The sequence below is a fragment of the Metabacillus halosaccharovorans genome (assembly GCF_002019635.1).
GTDB classification, from domain to species: Bacteria; Bacillota; Bacilli; order Bacillales; family Bacillaceae; genus Metabacillus; species Metabacillus halosaccharovorans.
The window spans coordinates 1691789-1707134 of the sequence record NZ_KV917371.1 but is presented as its reverse complement, the minus strand read 5'-3'; the positions used below and the strand labels follow the sequence as shown (position 1 = coordinate 1707134).

At 34.4% G+C, this 15346-nt stretch carries 21 protein-coding genes; 16 read left to right on the top strand and 5 right to left on the bottom strand.

What is annotated here, in order from left to right:
- Positions 1-53 precede the first annotated feature (53 nt).
- Positions 54-749 carry a YrrS family protein gene (locus BK577_RS07900; RefSeq protein ID WP_078432412.1) on the top strand — a complete coding sequence of 232 codons (696 nt, stop codon included), beginning with the start codon at positions 54-56 and terminating at the stop codon, positions 747-749.
- Between the two features lie 304 nt (positions 750-1053).
- On the opposite strand, the gene BK577_RS07895 is transcribed toward BK577_RS07900, so the two are convergent.
- A complete protein-coding gene (locus tag BK577_RS07895) occupies positions 1054-1260 on the bottom strand; it encodes a DUF2536 family protein (protein ID WP_078432411.1) in 207 nt (68 codons plus the stop codon).
- 163 nt (positions 1261-1423) lie between these two features.
- On the opposite strand from BK577_RS07895, the gene mtnN reads away from it, so the two are divergent.
- The 3 genes from mtnN to BK577_RS07880 all read left to right on the top strand — a co-directional run bounded on the left by mtnN (position 1424) and on the right by BK577_RS07880 (position 3110).
- On the top strand, positions 1424-2116 hold the full coding sequence (mtnN, locus tag BK577_RS07890) for a 5'-methylthioadenosine/S-adenosylhomocysteine nucleosidase (RefSeq protein WP_078433498.1): 693 nt from the start codon (positions 1424-1426) through the stop codon (positions 2114-2116).
- 147 nt (positions 2117-2263) lie between these two features.
- Positions 2264-2497, top strand: a complete 234-nt coding sequence (locus BK577_RS07885; protein WP_078432410.1) for a YrhC family protein — start codon at positions 2264-2266, stop codon at positions 2495-2497.
- A 466-nt stretch (positions 2498-2963) separates the two neighbouring features.
- Entirely contained in the window at positions 2964-3110 is a 147-nt protein-coding gene (locus BK577_RS07880) for a YrzI family small protein (protein WP_078432409.1), read from the top strand.
- Positions 3111-3282: 172 nt separating this feature from the next.
- On the opposite strand, the gene sigK is transcribed toward BK577_RS07880, so the two are convergent.
- Positions 3283-4008: an RNA polymerase sporulation sigma factor SigK gene (gene sigK, locus BK577_RS07875; protein ID WP_026558669.1), complete on the bottom strand. Its 726-nt coding sequence runs from the start codon at positions 4006-4008 to the stop codon at positions 3283-3285.
- Between the two features lie 233 nt (positions 4009-4241).
- Between sigK and BK577_RS25930 the strand changes: the two genes are divergently transcribed.
- Positions 4242-4397 carry a hypothetical protein gene (locus tag BK577_RS25930; RefSeq protein ID WP_169908156.1) on the top strand — a complete coding sequence of 52 codons (156 nt, stop codon included), beginning with the start codon at positions 4242-4244 and terminating at the stop codon, positions 4395-4397.
- A gap of 236 nt (positions 4398-4633) precedes the next feature.
- On the opposite strand, the gene sda is transcribed toward BK577_RS25930, so the two are convergent.
- Positions 4634-4774 (bottom strand): sporulation histidine kinase inhibitor Sda, encoded by a 141-nt coding sequence (gene sda, locus BK577_RS07870; RefSeq protein ID WP_026558670.1) that lies wholly within the window; start codon positions 4772-4774, stop codon positions 4634-4636.
- 379 nt (positions 4775-5153) lie between these two features.
- On the opposite strand from sda, the gene BK577_RS07865 reads away from it, so the two are divergent.
- The 8 genes from BK577_RS07865 to BK577_RS07830 are packed head-to-tail and all read left to right on the top strand — an operon-like array spanning position 5154 to position 10178.
- Complete coding sequence (locus BK577_RS07865; protein WP_078432408.1) at positions 5154-5669, top strand: YqeG family HAD IIIA-type phosphatase; 516 nt, start codon at positions 5154-5156, stop codon at positions 5667-5669.
- A gap of 3 nt (positions 5670-5672) precedes the next feature.
- On the top strand, positions 5673-6779 hold the full coding sequence (gene yqeH / locus BK577_RS07860) for a ribosome biogenesis GTPase YqeH (protein ID WP_078432407.1): 1107 nt from the start codon (positions 5673-5675) through the stop codon (positions 6777-6779).
- 16 nt (positions 6780-6795) lie between these two features.
- Positions 6796-7638, top strand: a complete 843-nt coding sequence (gene aroE, locus BK577_RS07855; protein WP_078432406.1) for a shikimate dehydrogenase — start codon at positions 6796-6798, stop codon at positions 7636-7638.
- Positions 7632-7925 (top strand): ribosome assembly RNA-binding protein YhbY, encoded by a 294-nt coding sequence (gene yhbY / locus BK577_RS07850; RefSeq protein ID WP_078432405.1) that lies wholly within the window; start codon positions 7632-7634, stop codon positions 7923-7925. Before aroE ends, yhbY begins: the two co-directional genes overlap by 7 nt.
- 19 nt (positions 7926-7944) lie before the next feature.
- Entirely contained in the window at positions 7945-8517 is a 573-nt protein-coding gene (locus tag BK577_RS07845; RefSeq protein ID WP_245823448.1) for a nicotinate-nucleotide adenylyltransferase, read from the top strand.
- Positions 8507-9079, top strand: a complete 573-nt coding sequence (gene yqeK, locus BK577_RS07840) for a bis(5'-nucleosyl)-tetraphosphatase (symmetrical) YqeK (protein WP_078432403.1) — start codon at positions 8507-8509, stop codon at positions 9077-9079. Before BK577_RS07845 ends, yqeK begins: the two co-directional genes overlap by 11 nt.
- Positions 9079-9435, top strand: a complete 357-nt coding sequence (gene rsfS, locus BK577_RS07835; protein WP_078432402.1) for a ribosome silencing factor — start codon at positions 9079-9081, stop codon at positions 9433-9435. Before yqeK ends, rsfS begins: the two co-directional genes overlap by 1 nt.
- Positions 9432-10178, top strand: coding sequence for a class I SAM-dependent DNA methyltransferase (locus BK577_RS07830; protein ID WP_078432401.1), 747 nt, complete (start codon positions 9432-9434; stop codon positions 10176-10178). The genes rsfS and BK577_RS07830 overlap by 4 nt, the downstream gene beginning before the upstream one ends.
- Before the next feature lie 75 nt (positions 10179-10253).
- On the opposite strand, the gene comER is transcribed toward BK577_RS07830, so the two are convergent.
- Complete coding sequence (gene comER / locus BK577_RS07825; RefSeq protein WP_078432400.1) at positions 10254-11087, bottom strand: late competence protein ComER; 834 nt, start codon at positions 11085-11087, stop codon at positions 10254-10256.
- Positions 11088-11295: 208 nt separating this feature from the next.
- On the opposite strand from comER, the gene BK577_RS07820 reads away from it, so the two are divergent.
- The 3 genes from BK577_RS07820 to BK577_RS07810 all read left to right on the top strand — a co-directional run bounded on the left by BK577_RS07820 (position 11296) and on the right by BK577_RS07810 (position 14953).
- Complete coding sequence (locus BK577_RS07820; RefSeq protein ID WP_078433497.1) at positions 11296-11898, top strand: helix-hairpin-helix domain-containing protein; 603 nt, start codon at positions 11296-11298, stop codon at positions 11896-11898.
- An 85-nt stretch (positions 11899-11983) separates the two neighbouring features.
- Positions 11984-12541: a ComE operon protein 2 gene (locus BK577_RS07815; protein WP_078432399.1), complete on the top strand. Its 558-nt coding sequence runs from the start codon at positions 11984-11986 to the stop codon at positions 12539-12541.
- An 84-nt stretch (positions 12542-12625) separates the two neighbouring features.
- Positions 12626-14953, top strand: a complete 2328-nt coding sequence (locus BK577_RS07810) for a DNA internalization-related competence protein ComEC/Rec2 (protein ID WP_078432398.1) — start codon at positions 12626-12628, stop codon at positions 14951-14953.
- Between the two features lie 49 nt (positions 14954-15002).
- Here BK577_RS07810 and BK577_RS07805 read toward each other — a convergent pair whose 3' ends face one another.
- The gene (locus BK577_RS07805) at positions 15003-15137 is read right to left on the bottom strand and encodes a YqzM family protein (RefSeq protein WP_078432397.1); all 135 of its coding nucleotides are present in this window, start codon (positions 15135-15137) and stop codon (positions 15003-15005) included.
- Positions 15138-15346: the final 209 nt, after the last annotated feature.

Below are 15346 nucleotides of genomic sequence, written 5' to 3'. Positions count from 1 at the left end.
CAAAATGCTAGAATGAAGACTGAAGGTAAAGGGATAAAAAGGAGTGTAGGGCATTGAGTAATAATCAATTTAGCACCTCTCGTTATGAAAAAAGAGATAAAAAAAGAAAAACGAATATTGTGTTAAACACATTAATAGGGATTGTGTTGGTTCTAATATTTGTGATAGGATCACAACTTATCCTTGGGGCAAATCAATCTGAAAAAACAGCTAAATATAATGAGCAGCCTGATATAAAACTTGCAAGTGATGAAGAAAGTACCAAAGAACCTGCAGCTGAAACCGAAGAAAATGAGGAAGCAGAAGTAGAAGATCCTGATGCTTCTGAAGAACAAGGGGAAGAAGGTTCCGAGGAAACAGAGAATACTGAGAACAATGATACCGCTGAGGAAGAAAGTACAGAAGATCCTTTTGAACAAGCAACCATTACGGAAGGAGAGCCTGGTTCTGGTGTTGCTGAAACAATTGAAAACCCCGCATGGGAGCCTGTAGGTACATCACAATCTGAGCCTCATTCAGCACAATATGATAAGAACTCGCAGGATTGGAAGGAAATGACAAAAGCGCTTGGTTATGCAACCGGAATTCCTGAATCAGAAATGATTATCTGGCACCTTGGAAACAATGGTAGCCCGAATGATGCTGTAGGTACGATCTCACCTAAAGATCAATCTGCCAAATATAAAGTTTATATTACCTGGGTTGAAAATAAAGGCTGGATGCCAACGAAGATTGAAAAACAAAGTTAAATGAACTAGGAGCTTTTACGGTTAATACGTAGAAGCTCCTTTTTTATACTATCAGAAAGTATATAAATTTTATGGATGATAGTATAAGAAAAGACATCGACTTCCGCCATTCTTGGCGGTAAGTCGTGTTTTTCTAAACAGGTAAGAAAGTATAAAATTTTGTACTTAGTGTGGGTGTCTAGCTCCAGCGCCTAGCCCCTCGAGGTCATAAGCCACAAAGGAATTGAAGACAAAGAACGTCTTCTATTCCTTTGCGTCTTATGCTTGTCGGGGCTGATCAAGGCGCTTGCGCTTTTCTAATGAACTAGATTTTGGCCTTAAAGTGAACTACAGCACTATATATTCTTTTGCCGTCTTCCGTAACAAACATCTGATGGGAAACAGAATGCACATGTAACAAAATAGCCTGATTATGTACGATTTGATCATTTATCTTTTTTTCTAAGTCTTTAATAGATGTTGCTTCAAAAAATTCAACTTTATCCTTTAGTAATTCCAATTGAAAATCCATGTTTTTTGACACCTCAATATATTTTTTCTTTATTAAATACTAACAAAACTTACATGTAAGTCAATTAACCTTGCGTTGCACAAATGAAATAGGTAAACTTCTATGTGGAGATAGAAAGACATAACTTGGATGTACAATGATACATATGGAAGGATTGAGTGAGATGAAAATTGCCATTATTGGAGCAATGGAAGAGGAAGTAACAATTTTAAGAGATAAATTGGATAATCGTGAGCAAGAAATAATTGCTGGCAGTGAATTTACTACTGGTGTATATAATGGAGTTGACATCATTCTCCTTAAGTCCGGTATTGGAAAGGTAAATGCTGCTCTTAGTTCAACATTATTATTGGACCGATATAAACCTGACTACGTAATTAACACCGGTTCAGCTGGTGGATTCCATTCTTCATTGAATGTAGGTGATGTTGTTATTAGCTCTGAAGTACGCCACAATGATGTGGATGTAACAGCATTTGGCTATGAATATGGACAAGTACCGGGATTACCTGCAGCCTTTACTCCAGATCAAAAGCTTGTGGAAATTGCTGTAAAAAAAGCTGAAGAAATTACAGATATTCAAGTAGCTAAAGGATTAATCGTGACAGGTGATTCATTTTTAAATGATCCTGTTAAAGTAGATTTTATTCGAAGTAAGTTTCAAGACCTTTATGCAGGTGAAATGGAAGCAGCAGCAATTGCACAAGTTTGTCATCAATTTGAAGTACCATTTGTGATCATTAGAGCGTTATCAGACATCGCTGGTAAAGAATCAAATGTTTCATTTGATCAATTTTTAGATCAAGCAGCTAAACATTCAGCAGACTTAGTTTTGAAAATTGTTGAAGCGATCTAAATGTCAAAATGACTTAAATCGTTGAGCAGGATCTCAAACATTTGAGTCATTTTTTAAAAATTATCCCACCATTGGGTTAATTTACTTGATTAATAGTCTGCTAGGCTGTGTTATTGTTTATATATAACACAGTTAGTAGGTGATTGTATGAATAAAAAAGCATTACAAGCGCTGGTAACAGATTTTAAAAATTATGCATTTGTTCTATTAGCAGCAAGCGTATTTATATATATAGGTGTCGTTTTGCCGGATCAAGGAAAGCATGCTATGTATGATATTGTTCTAATGATTACGACCATACTATTTTTAATTGGAGCTTTTGTAAGCTTCAGAATGTCGTTAAAATATAAGAAACAATTAAATGAAGCAGAAAACAAATAAATATTGCAAAATAGCCAATTTCATTATATGAGATTGGTTTTTTTATTGAAATAAAGCTAATCCTAATTGTCTGAATATATAAATTTTTCATTACGTATTTACATAATTGGAAATCGTGGATATAATTACCATTGTAATAGTAAATAATAAAAGGAGGTCGAAGGAAATGAACATGAAAAAGCGAACAAATTCACATAACAATAACTTAATCATTCTTATCGACCGAATTGGTGTATCTTAATTATTTACTTAATTGATTGCTAAAAGATCAGCAAAACACACGCCTCGGGATGATTTGAATCCTTGTGGCGTATTTATATCGTTATTTAAACACGCTGCAGGTTGCCCCTGTGGCGTGTTTTATTTTTTTAGTCATTAAGACATCACGTCACAAAGAGAATTCATAATTCCTCTAAGGATTTGGCAGCCTGTTAAGGTGTTAAATAACTTAAAGGAGGTGATACACATGACAATTAACTTATTCTTTATTACGCTGACACTTTCTGTTTCTAAAAAAAAGAAAACCAAAACTGATATTCAACATGATCAAGAGATCCAAAAAAGAATGGAAGAAGTAAAAACAAAGCAATTTGAGAACTTTCACAACATGTAAATGAATGCTAAATTAAAAAATAACGGAGGCGATAAATATGTTAAAAATCGAATTACTGCTACATTTAATTGTTGAGAAGGACACTACCTAGCCAAGTTCAATAGATGAAGAATGAAATGAAAGAAAAGTTGAAAGAAGGACACAATTGAATGTGTCCTTCTTCTATTACGTATTATTTTTCTTTTAAACGATTTCGCTTTTCCTTTTCTGCACGATAAAACTCATGAAACATTTTCATTAAGGCGCGTTTTTCAATTCTAGATACATAGCTTCTTGAGATACCGAGTTCTTTTGCGATCTCACGCTGTGTCTTTTCTTTTTTTAAATCAAGCCCAAATCTTCCGACAATAACTTCCTTTTCCCTACCATCCAGTATATCAATGTATTCCTTAACTTTTTCCAATTCCATATTTAACTGAATAGTGTCAATCACATCTTCGTTTTCTGATTTTAGAACATCAATTAAGCTGATTTCATTTCCTTCTTTATCTTGACCGATAGGGTCGTGTAAAGAAACATCTTTTTTAGTCTTTTTTAAGGCACGTAAATGCATTAGGATTTCATTTTCGATACAACGCGCAGCATAAGTAGCAAGTTTTGTTCCTTTACCTTGTGAATAGCTTTCAATCGCTTTAATTAACCCGATTGTCCCGATCGATATTAAGTCCTCAGAATCTTCACCAGTATTTTCAAACTTTTTAACAATATGAGCAACGAGTCGCAAGTTATGTTCAATTAGCAGGTTCCTTGCATACTCATCACCTTCAGACATTTTTTGTAGATACTTCTTTTCGTCTGTAGCAGACAAAGGCTGTGGAAAGGCATTGTTCTTTACATAAGATACTAAGAACACTAATTCTTTTACAAAGAAGCCTAGTGCTGTTATGAGCCCTGTCATACCCCCACCTCCACTAAAAACATAATCTAGGCGCGTGCCTATAAGTCATGTGTATGTTGAAGGAAGCTTGTTTGTGTCTGTACAAATGAAAGTTATTTTAGATTCTTTTCTTACACAAACATTTATATTCTCACATTTGTAAGTTATTTGGACGATGCAGGGTAAAAGCCTACGCTCTTATTAGGTTACATACATAGTAATATAAAAAAGGGACTAATGAAGGAGGAAAACAGATGTATGGTTATTCACCATATGGACCAGCGCCATACCCGTATTACCCTGCAGCTGTTACAGCAGGGTATGGATATTGGTATAAATTTATTGTAGTATTGTTAATTTTGTTGCTTGTCATTGGCGGAGGTTATTATTACTTCAATCACTATCGTTAATAAAAAAATGACATGATGAAGCCTTCATGAAATTGCTGAAGGCTTTTACACTAATGTTGATCCTTTGTTAAATTCTTGTCAGTAAGGAATTAAAGATAGTGGTGCTTCACAACAAATGGTATAATAACATTCACAAATTAGATGTTACATATAAAGCTGAAAGAGTAGTGTAAAAACAGAATGGACAAAGTATAAATAATGAATAAAAAAAAGCCGTCTGGCGACAGTGTTAAGCTTTAAGAAGAAGCTTTTAACACATGTCCCAAAGAACGGCGTTTAATTTCAATCATAATTAATTCTATAAAATCATCATTTAGTTTCATTTCGATCGCTTTAAAGTAAGATTCAATTAGTAGTTCGTCAGAAAGTTTACGCATATGAATGGCCAAGTACTTGGCTCTCCACCTCCTAACATTTGTTATGGTCTTATACAATAAGACATCTAAAAAATGTTATATTTTGTTATTAACTTAAATCTAACAGAAATCAAAAGTGAGAACAACCGTTCTGTTATCCACAATTAACAGTGGATAAATTGTGGGTATGTTGTTTATAAGGTGATAAAAATGAGGTATTACAGGGTGGATATTGTGTATAATATTATCCACAAGTGTTGAAGGTGGTCGGAAAATGTCGAAAAGTTTTTGTGATTTTTTGTGTTGAATTTTCATATACTTTAATTTTGTTTTGAAAGAATGAAATAAATTCGATATGATGTAAGTTGGCAAAAAAATGATAATGAGGTGTTAAAAACTCATGCTACAGTTATTTTTACCTGGAGATTATGTAAAAAGTATTTTTCATATATCTCCTATGAAATTAAAGGAAAGCGGAATAAAAGGTATTATTACAGATTTAGATAACACTCTTGTTGAATGGGATCGACCAGATGCTACCCCACAACTAATTGAGTGGTTTAAAGAAGTGAAGGACCTAGATATCAAAATTACCATTGTATCTAATAATAATGAATTACGTGTAAAAGCATTTTCAGAACCTCATAAGATTCCTTTTATCTATAAGGCTAGAAAGCCAATGGGTAGAGCGTTTTTAAAAGCGGTTAAAGATATGAACTTGAAAAAAGAAGAGGTTGTTGTAATTGGAGATCAGCTTTTAACAGATGTATTAGGTGGAAATCGTAATGGATTTCAGACCATTTTGGTCGTTCCAGTTGCTTCTACAGATGGTTTTTTCACTAGAATAAACCGCAGAATTGAACGCAAGATAATGGCTACTTTGAAACGTAAAGGTATGATTCAATGGGAGGAATAAAACGTGTCTGAACAGCAATTTTCATGTATAGGGTGTGGTGTTTCGATTCAAACACAAGATCCTGACAAGCTTGGATATGCTCCAGTAAGTGCTTTAGAAAAAGAGGATATCATCTGTCAAAGGTGTTTCCGATTAAAAAATTATAATGAAATTCAGGATGTTTCACTAACAGATGATGACTTTTTAAAGATTTTACACGGTATTGGTGAAACAAAAGGATTAATTGTAAAAATTGTAGATATTTTTGATTTCAGTGGTAGTTGGTTACAGGGAATTCAACGATTTGTAAAAGGAAATCCAATTTTATTGATAGGGAATAAAAGCGATATTTTACCTAAATCAGTAAAAAAACAAAAGCTGATTAACTGGATGAAAAGAGAAGCAAAAGAGCTGGGGTTAAAACCGATTGATGTTTGTTTGGTAAGCTCAGCAAAAGGACATGGCATAAAAGAAGTGGCCGAATTAATTGATGAATATCGAAATGGACAAGATGTTTATGTGGTGGGTTGTACAAATGTAGGGAAATCAACATTTATAAATCGAATGATTAAAGAAGTTGCAGGCGTTAATGATGTTATTACAACATCACATTATCCGGGAACAACATTAGACTTAATTGAAATACCTCTGGACAATGGAGCTTCCTTGTATGACACACCTGGTATTATTAATCACCATCAAATGGCACACTTTGTTGATAAACGCGACCTAAAGCTATTAAGTCCTAAAAAGGAAATTAAACCAAAAGTATTCCAATTAAATGAACAACAAACTTTATATTTTGGCGGGTTGGCAAGATTAGATTATGTATCAGGTGGAAGAGAAGCACTCGTATGCTATATTCCAACTGAGTTAATTATTCATCGAACTAAACTGGAGAATGCTGATTCCCTTTATGAAAAACATGTTGGAGAGCTTTTAACACCACCAAGAAAAGATGATGTAGAAACATTTCCGGAGTTAGTTCCTCATGAATTAACGATTCATGAAGGAAAAACAGATGTTGTCTTTTCAGGTTTAGGATGGGTTACAGTTAATAATCCGGGTAAAAAAATCGTTGCTTTTGCACCAAAAGGAGTAAATGTTACACTGAGAAAATCGCTAATTTAATTAGGGAGAGTTGAGGATGGGGAATTTATATGGACTGATTGGATGTCCGGTAGAGCATTCAATGTCACCGGCAATCCATAATGATGCTTTTAAAGAAAAAAACATGGAACATCATTACCATGCTTTTCATGTTGAACCCGAAGATTTAAAGGAATCTGTTAAAGCCCTAAAGTTATTAGAGGTAAAAGGATTTAATGTTACGATTCCACATAAGATTTCTATTATTCCATTTTTAGATGAACTGCATGAAACAGCAAAGATAGCAGGTGCAGTGAATACTGTAGTGAATGACAATGGTCGATTAATTGGACACAATACAGACGGAAATGGATATGTTGAATCTCTAAAAGAAATGGTCAATAAACCGGTCTCAGATCATAAAATTCTAATTATTGGTTCTGGAGGTGCAGCAAGAGGGATATTTCTTGCTCTTACTCACCAAGGGTGTCGGGATATTGATATTTCTAATCGTACGATTTCAAAAGCTGAAGAGCTCATTCAAGAGTGTCCTTTTACGAATAATAGCAATGCGTTAACCATACAAGAAGCGGAGGATGTTATTGAAAACTACGACATTATTATCCAAACAACTGCTGTCGGATTACATCCTCATATCGATCAGAAACCTTTATCACTAAAAAATGCTAAAAAGACTGCAATCGTTAGTGATATAATTTATAACCCAATTTATACGGCTTTATTGAAAGAAGCGGAGGAGCTTGGGTTAACTGTTCATACTGGTGTTGGTATGTTCGTACATCAAGCAGCATTAGCTTTCAAGATATGGACAAAACAAGCTCCATCAATCGAAAAAATGACAAAAATTGTATATAACCAACTAGGAGGTACATCATGTTAACAGGAAAACAAAAACGCTTTTTGCGTTCTGAAGCTCATCACTTAAATCCAATTTTTCAAGTGGGTAAAGGTGGGGTCAATGAAAATATGATTAAGCAATTATCGGATGCGCTTGAGGCACGTGAGCTTTTTAAAGTGTCTGTATTGCAAAATTGTGAAGATGATAAAAATACGGTGGCTGATGAAATTGTTAATGGAACAGGTGCAGATCTTGTTCAAATTATTGGAAACACGATTGTATTATATAAAGAATCCAAAGAAAATAAACAAATTCGACTACCTAATTAACAAGTAGGGGGATATGAGGATGTCAAAAAAAATAGGTATTTTAGGTGGTACCTTTGATCCGCCTCATCTTGGCCACCTATTAATCGCCAGTGAAGTACAGCATGCTCTTGCACTATCTGAAATATGGTTTATTCCGAATCAAATTCCTCCTCATAAACAACTGGATCATTTTACTAACAGTGACCACCGGCTTAATATGATAAAAATTGCTGTAAAGGATCACGCGGACTTTTCAGTTAATACAATTGAATTAGAACGGGAAGGACCATCTTATACATATGATACATTAAGATTGCTACGTGAAGAATTTCCTGAACATACGTTTTATTTTATCATTGGAGCAGATATGATTGAGTATTTGCCAAATTGGCATAAAATCGATGAAGTGATCAACTTGGTCACCTTTGTCGGTGTGAAGAGAAGTGGGTATCAAACAAACACACCTTATCCAGTAATGGAGGTTGAAATACCACAGTTTGAGGTGTCTTCAACAATGTTAAGAGAACGATTAAGAAAAGGTGGAAATACAGAATTTCTTATTCAGGATGATGTGAGAAGATATATTGAGGAGAATCAATTATATGGAACGTGAGGAAGCCTTAAAAATAGTAGCTGAACAAATAACAGAGCATCGATATGTTCATACATTAGGTGTGATGGAGACAGCTATCCGGCTTGCAAAAACATATGGGGGAGACGTCAAAAAGGCGGAACTGGCAGCCATCTTTCATGATTACGCTAAATTTAGACCGAAAGAAGAAATGGAAAAAATCATTAAAGAACAGGAAATACCTGCAATTTTATTAAGGCATAATAGTGAGCTATGGCACGCACCTGTTGGAGCATATCTAGTTAATAAAGAAGTAGGGATTAAGGATAAAGAAGTTTTACAGGCCATAAAATATCATACTTCCGGTCGGCCAAATATGACAATGCTTGAAAAAATCATTTATGTGGCAGACTATATAGAACCGGGAAGACATTTTCCAGGGGTGGAAGAAGTAAGAGAACTTGCAGAAACCAGCTTAAATCAAGCTCTTTTAAAGTCTCTACAAAATACAATGATATTTTTACTGAAAAAAAATCAAGCCGTATATCCGGACACAATAGAGACATACAATTGGTTAGTATTAGAAGGAGGAAAAACAAGTTAATGACAGGCAGAGATATTTTAACAATCGTAGCAAAAGCAGCTGATAGTAAACGTGCAGAGGATCTGGTTGCACTCAATATGGATGGGATTTCATTAATTGCTGATTATTTTCTTATTTGTCATGGTAACTCAGACAAACAAGTACAGGCCATTGCAAGAGAAATGAAAGAACAAGCTGAAGAAAACGGAATTCATGTAAGAAGACTCGAAGGGTTTGATGAGGCACGTTGGATATTGATCGACTTAGGTGATGTGGTAGCACATGTGTTTCATAAAGATGAGAGAAGCTACTATAATTTAGAACGTTTATGGGGAGATGCTCCTATCGAAGATCTTGTAAGTGAGCTTGAGCAATGATCTATCAAGGCTTCGCCTATATTTATGATCAGTTAATGAAGGATGCTCCTTATGAACTGTGGGTAAATATTATTGAAGAATCGATTTCACTCTATCACCCGGGGGCATCAACCTTATTAGATATAGGTTGTGGAACGGGAGAAATTGCGGTTTTATTAGCAGATAAACAGCTGTCAGTAACAGGTGTTGATCTTAGTGAGGATATGTTAGCTGTCGCGCAGTCAAAAGCGGAAAAGAACAAAGCAAACATTTTATTTCTTCAGCAAGACATGCGACATTTAACGGATTTCCCCATCCCCTTTGATGTCATCACAATTTGTTGTGATTCCCTTAATTATTTAGAGACAGAACTAGATGTACAAGCAACGTTTGAAGCTGTGCATTCACAGCTTCAAAATGAGGGATTATTTATTTTTGATGTCCATTCACTACATAAAATTCACAATGTATTCGCAAATGCAACATTTGCTGATCAAGATGAAGAGGTAAGCTTTATTTGGAATTCCTTTTTAGGTGAGGAACCGAATAGTATTGAACATGATATGACTTTTTTTGTGAAAAGAGATGAATGTTATGAACGCTATGATGAGCTCCATTACCAGCGTACCTTTTCTATCGAACAATATTCACTGTGGTTAAAAGAGGCCTCTTTTGAAATAGTAAACATTTGTGGAGACTTCGAATTAAATAAAGAGCCTAATGATATGACTGAGAGAATATTTTTCATTTGTAAAAAAAGGTGAACTCCATTTTAAGTGAGTTCACCTTTTTTTAAAAAAATTTAAATAAATAAAGGAGTTTATCATTCTTAAGTAGAATTACTTATTTGGTATTTTACTAAACTGCTCTGAAACTTCTACAAGATCCTCATCGAATTTCTTATGTGTTGCCTGAAATATTTTCTCAAACATATCTCCAACATTTTCTTCCAGTACCTCTATTCCTTTTCCTGTTACTCCACCTTTTACACATACTTTCTCTTGTAAGGTAGGTAACGTGTATAATTCTGTTTCAAGTAATTTACCCATCCCAATAATCATTTCACTGGCTAATACAACTGCTTGATCTTTTGAAATATTCGTTTCTGTTACAGCCCCATCAACAAACCGTTGAAGTAAATAACTGAAAAATGCTGGGCCACAGCTAACAATGTCAGATGAAACCCTTGTAATATCATCTTCAATCTGAACAGGATTTGAAATTTGTTCAAAAAGCTCCTCGATTGTTCTTTGTGACTCTTTATGGCATGAGTTACCAAATGTGAGTAAGGAAACTCCTGAGAAAGCCCGGTTTGTAATGCTAGGAATGGCACGTGCTACTTGACAATGAACAAGTGATTCTAGTTGCTCAACACTTAATGGACTTGTAATCGATACAATGCACTTGTTTGGTGTTAAAAGGTGATCCAGTTTTTTTAATAGGGGGTGTATATCTAATGGTTTAACACATATAAAAACTAAATCAGACCTTTTTACCACTTCATCTGCTGTTTCCATCACATTTGTCTTTGGATATATTTCTTTTATCACCTCGGCCTTTGTGATTGTTCGATTTGTCATATAAATGAATGAGGGTCTAATAGCACCCGACTCAACGAATGATTCAATAAGTATTCTCCCCATGTTCCCTGTTCCAATAAAACCTACATTCAAAGTATATCCCCTCCTTAGAATGCAATTCTCTCCTACACGATATGATATGAAATGTTAAATTATACTATCAAATGTATAAAATTTTATTGATGATAGTATAAGAAAATCTAAGTCTTTCGCCAGTAGGACTTGGCGAAGAGCCAAGTTTTTCTAATGATTATTTAATAAGGAGTTTGAAATAGTGAATCTACAAATAAACAAAAAATGGATGATAATCATTTGTATAAGTGTATTAATTGTTTGTTGTTTTTATTATTTTTACGCTAAAGAACCTGTGAAATCTGAAGTCGTTAAGGTGGAAGAAATGGACATGAATGAATTTGAAGAAACCATTTCCGTAAATGAAAAGGAACACGTTGATAATGGAGAAGAACGGACTTCAATTGTTATTGATGTAAAGGGAGCAGTACTAAAACCGGGAGTTTATGAGGTTCCTGTGGATTCCAGAGTGTATGAGGCTATTCAAGAGGCGGGAGGATTAAATGAAAAAGCTGATGAATTAGCAGTTAATTTAGCTTCTCCCCTACAGGATGGAATGGTGGTTTATATCCCTATTAAAGGAGAAACAAAAGAAAATCCCTTTATCTCACAAAATGTTGCTGAAGACCCCTCTCAAAAAAAGGTGAATATTAATCTTGCAACTAGTGAGGAACTTCAAACACTTACAGGAATAGGTCCTTCTAAAGCAGAGTCAATTATCTCTTATCGCGAGGAACATGGGCCTTTCACAAAGATTGAAGATCTTCTCGAAGTAACTGGAATTGGAGATAAATCATTTGAGAAATTACGTGAAGAAATTACGGTAAAATGATTTTATTAAGGAAGTTTAAATTGACGAATATTTAGTATTGCAGATACACTATAGAAAGAAAAATGTCGAGTAGGGGGATAACATCTTGGGCCGTATTTCATGGGATCAATATTTTATGTCTCAAAGCCATCTTTTGGCAATGAGAAGCACTTGTACAAGATTAGCTGTTGGAGCAACGATTGTTAGAGATAAACGTATTATTGCAGGAGGATATAATGGGTCGATTGCAGGAGGTGTTCACTGTTCAGATGAGGGCTGCTATGTGATTGAGAATCATTGTGTAAGAACAATTCATGCAGAAATGAATGCTCTTTTGCAATGTGCGAAATTCGGAGTGCCGACTGCAGGTGCTGAAATTTATGTCACTCATTTTCCCTGCTTACAATGTTGTAAAGCACTAATTCAAGCAGGCATAAAAACCGTTTATTATGCGACTGATTATAAAAACCATCCTTATGCTATTGAACTTTTTGAACAAGCGGATGTCAAAATAGAATTTGTTAAATTTGAAAAGACAATAAGTGAGGCTGACAAGGGTAAAGATGAACTAATCTTACACTTACTTAATAAGCTATCTGAATCAAATACAGATGATGATGTAGTACAAGCTCTTCGAAACAAAGCAGATCAAATACTGTCATAACCAAATTTAAGTCAGGTCAGTAGAGGTGGAGTGTTAGTCCTCCTTCTCTACTTGACTTAAACTTAATATAAAAAATTTGTAGAGGTGTTGCATATTAAAGGTCAGTTACTTTTCTTCGCAATTTCTGCTTCCTTATCACTATCAATATGCCGTTTACAATTTCATCCTCTTTCTTTATGTCTCACTCTATTATTCCTTCTGTATATTCTACTTAAATTCAAACCTATTCACGTAGTTTTTCATATTTTAACCATTCTTTTCTTTATTTTCCTTTTTACAATTACAGAAAAACATAATCAATCAAGTCTGACTGAAGGGGATTATTTCACACTAGGTGAAATAATATCCATTCCAAGTGTTGATGGAAATCAACTAAAGGGACTGATGAAAAACGAAGAAAAAGAAAAGCTAACTTTTCGATATAGGATAGAAACAATAGAGCAAAAAGAAGTGGTGAAAAAACTAAAGCCGGGTGATCAATGCGTTTTTAAAGGGGAGCTACATACACCAAAAGCAGCTACAATGCCAAACGCATTTGACTATAAGCAGTACCTTCATGACCAACATATTCATTGGCAATATAAAATCGAAAAAATTGAGAGATGTTATTCACCAAATCAGTTTAAAGTGGATACTTTTTTATTACATATTCGATTGAAGGGGTTGGAATTAATTGAACTTCATTTTCCACCTTCATCAGAGGGAATTGTTCAAGCTTTATTATTTGGTGAAAGGCAATTAATTGATGAGGAGGTTGAAAAGGGGTACCAAGCCTTAGGTATTGTCCATTTATTAGCCATTTCTGGCCTTCATGTAGCTATTTTAGTAGGTGGAATATATTATGTCATTATTTATTGTGGAGTTACTCATGAAAGAGCAAGATTGATCTTCCTTGTATTATTGCCAATATATATGGTCATAACGGGAGGATCTCCCTCTGTTATTCGTGCATCTTTTATGGTAATACTTTATTTTCTTATTAAGATATTCCGTTTAAAGATTCCAGCTATTGATGTCATAAGCTTTACTTGCTTATTTTTACTTATTTTTAATCCATATTATTTATTTCAGATTGGATTTCAATTATCTTTTGTCGTCAGTCTAGGTTTATTACTCTCTGCAAAGTTAATCAGTCAATATAAAAGCTTTTTAGCTGTATTAACCATCGTCTCATCCGTCGCTCAAATTTGTTCAATACCACTTTTGTTATTCCACTTTTTTGAAGTGTCACTAATAAGTTTACCTTTAAATATGATGTTTGTACCATTCTATTCATACCTTATTTTGCCACTGTCAATTGCCGCTGCTTTCTTCATCATCGCTTTTCCTCCTTTAGGCACTGTCTTTGTTTCGTTACTTGATAGTATTCTTTCATATTCGCATCAATTTGTATTGTATGTATTGCAATTGCCATTTTCAACACTAGTAACTGGGAGACCAACTATAATTTTTATCTTCTTATATTGTCTTGCAACATATTTTCTTCTCTTTAGAATAGAACAAAGAGTTTCAATAAATAAAGTCTGTCATTCTGTAGGAATTTTAATGTTGTTATTTATTATTCAAGTTTCTTCTATTCATGTGAATCCGTATGGGAAAGTTATGTTTATCGACGTAGGACAAGGTGATTCAGTGTTAATACAATTGCCGTTTAATAAGGGGGTTTTCCTGATTGACACAGGTGGGAGAATTTCTTTTCCGCAAGAAGAATGGGAAAAAACCAAAAGCACATATTCTCTTGTAGAAAACATCACAATACCGTATTTAAAATCAATTGGAATAACAAAAATAAATGGTCTATTTCTAACCCATGGTGATGTTGACCATATTGGTGAGGCGGTAGAACTCATAAATCAAATAAAGATTGAGGACCTAATTGTCCCGGAAGGGTTTGTAAGAGGAGATGTTGAAAAAGAGGTGATAGATATAGCAAATGAAAACAATACTAATGTGGAGGTTGTGCGTGCCGGTAATCAGTTGATTTTTAATGGTTTTCCTTTTTATATAGTATCCCCCCAGGAGCTAACTGACAGCAAAAATGATGATTCTCTCGTTTTGTGGACTGAGTTAGGAGGTGTGGAGTGGTTATTTACAGGTGATGCTGAACACGGTAGTGAAGAAAAACTTCTTAGAAAATACCCAGGCATACAAGCTGATGTTCTAAAAGTTGGTCATCACGGGAGTAAGGGTTCGACATCTGAACTGTTTTTAGATGCTTTATCACCATCTGTAGCTATTATTTCTGCAGGATATAACAACAGATATCAACATCCTCATCTTGAGGTAATTGAAAAATTAAAAAGTCGAGATATTAAAATATTTAGGACTGATTTACATGGAGGAATTTTATATGAATTTAAAGGAACAAATGGAACCTTTTCGATTCACCCTCCATATGATGAAGTAAAATAGAAAGAAAAAAGAGACTGCAAGGAGCAGTCTCTTATGTAGTCAATCATAGTTATGTAGCAATTAGTTTTACAACAGTAGCAATAATGAAAATTGTCGCGAAGAATCCAAATGAGACAACAAATCCTACACCTGAATCGACAGCATCATTACGCTTACTTTGGACGTTCTTTTCAAATTCGTTCACGTTTACCCCTCCTATATCATATTTAGTATAAGCGATTACACTAAAAAAATCTACATTATCTTCTACTTAACAAAGGCTATTTCTTTCCATTGTTGCCTTGATTACTCACAAATAATTTTAAGTTGAATGGCTACACTATAGATAACATTGGGGCATCGTTTCGTATTCAGGTTACCTAGGCCCTGGATCGGAACGTTCATATAGATGAA

Bases quoted from the DNA above. Each gene is read 5' to 3' on its own strand.
- BK577_RS07895 (WP_078432411.1), bottom strand. From the start codon at position 1,260: ATGGATTTTCAATTGGAATTACTAAAGGATAAAGTTGAATTTTTTGAA.
- mtnN (WP_078433498.1), top strand. From the start codon at position 1,424: ATGAAAATTGCCATTATTGGAGCAATGGAAGAGGAAGTAACAATTTTA.
- BK577_RS07885 (WP_078432410.1), top strand. From the start codon at position 2,264: ATGAATAAAAAAGCATTACAAGCGCTGGTAACAGATTTTAAAAATTAT.
- BK577_RS07880 (WP_078432409.1), top strand. From the start codon at position 2,964: ATGACAATTAACTTATTCTTTATTACGCTGACACTTTCTGTTTCTAAA.
- sigK (WP_026558669.1), bottom strand. From the start codon at position 4,008: ATGACAGGGCTCATAACAGCACTAGGCTTCTTTGTAAAAGAATTAGTG.
- BK577_RS25930 (WP_169908156.1), top strand. From the start codon at position 4,242: ATGTATGGTTATTCACCATATGGACCAGCGCCATACCCGTATTACCCT.
- sda (WP_026558670.1), bottom strand. From the start codon at position 4,774: ATGCGTAAACTTTCTGACGAACTACTAATTGAATCTTACTTTAAAGCG.
- BK577_RS07865 (WP_078432408.1), top strand. From the start codon at position 5,154: ATGCTACAGTTATTTTTACCTGGAGATTATGTAAAAAGTATTTTTCAT.
- aroE (WP_078432406.1), top strand. From the start codon at position 6,796: ATGGGGAATTTATATGGACTGATTGGATGTCCGGTAGAGCATTCAATG.
- yhbY (WP_078432405.1), top strand. From the start codon at position 7,632: ATGTTAACAGGAAAACAAAAACGCTTTTTGCGTTCTGAAGCTCATCAC.
- BK577_RS07845 (WP_245823448.1), top strand. From the start codon at position 7,945: ATGTCAAAAAAAATAGGTATTTTAGGTGGTACCTTTGATCCGCCTCAT.
- yqeK (WP_078432403.1), top strand. From the start codon at position 8,507: ATGGAACGTGAGGAAGCCTTAAAAATAGTAGCTGAACAAATAACAGAG.
- rsfS (WP_078432402.1), top strand. From the start codon at position 9,079: ATGACAGGCAGAGATATTTTAACAATCGTAGCAAAAGCAGCTGATAGT.
- BK577_RS07830 (WP_078432401.1), top strand. From the start codon at position 9,432: ATGATCTATCAAGGCTTCGCCTATATTTATGATCAGTTAATGAAGGAT.
- BK577_RS07820 (WP_078433497.1), top strand. From the start codon at position 11,296: ATGATAATCATTTGTATAAGTGTATTAATTGTTTGTTGTTTTTATTAT.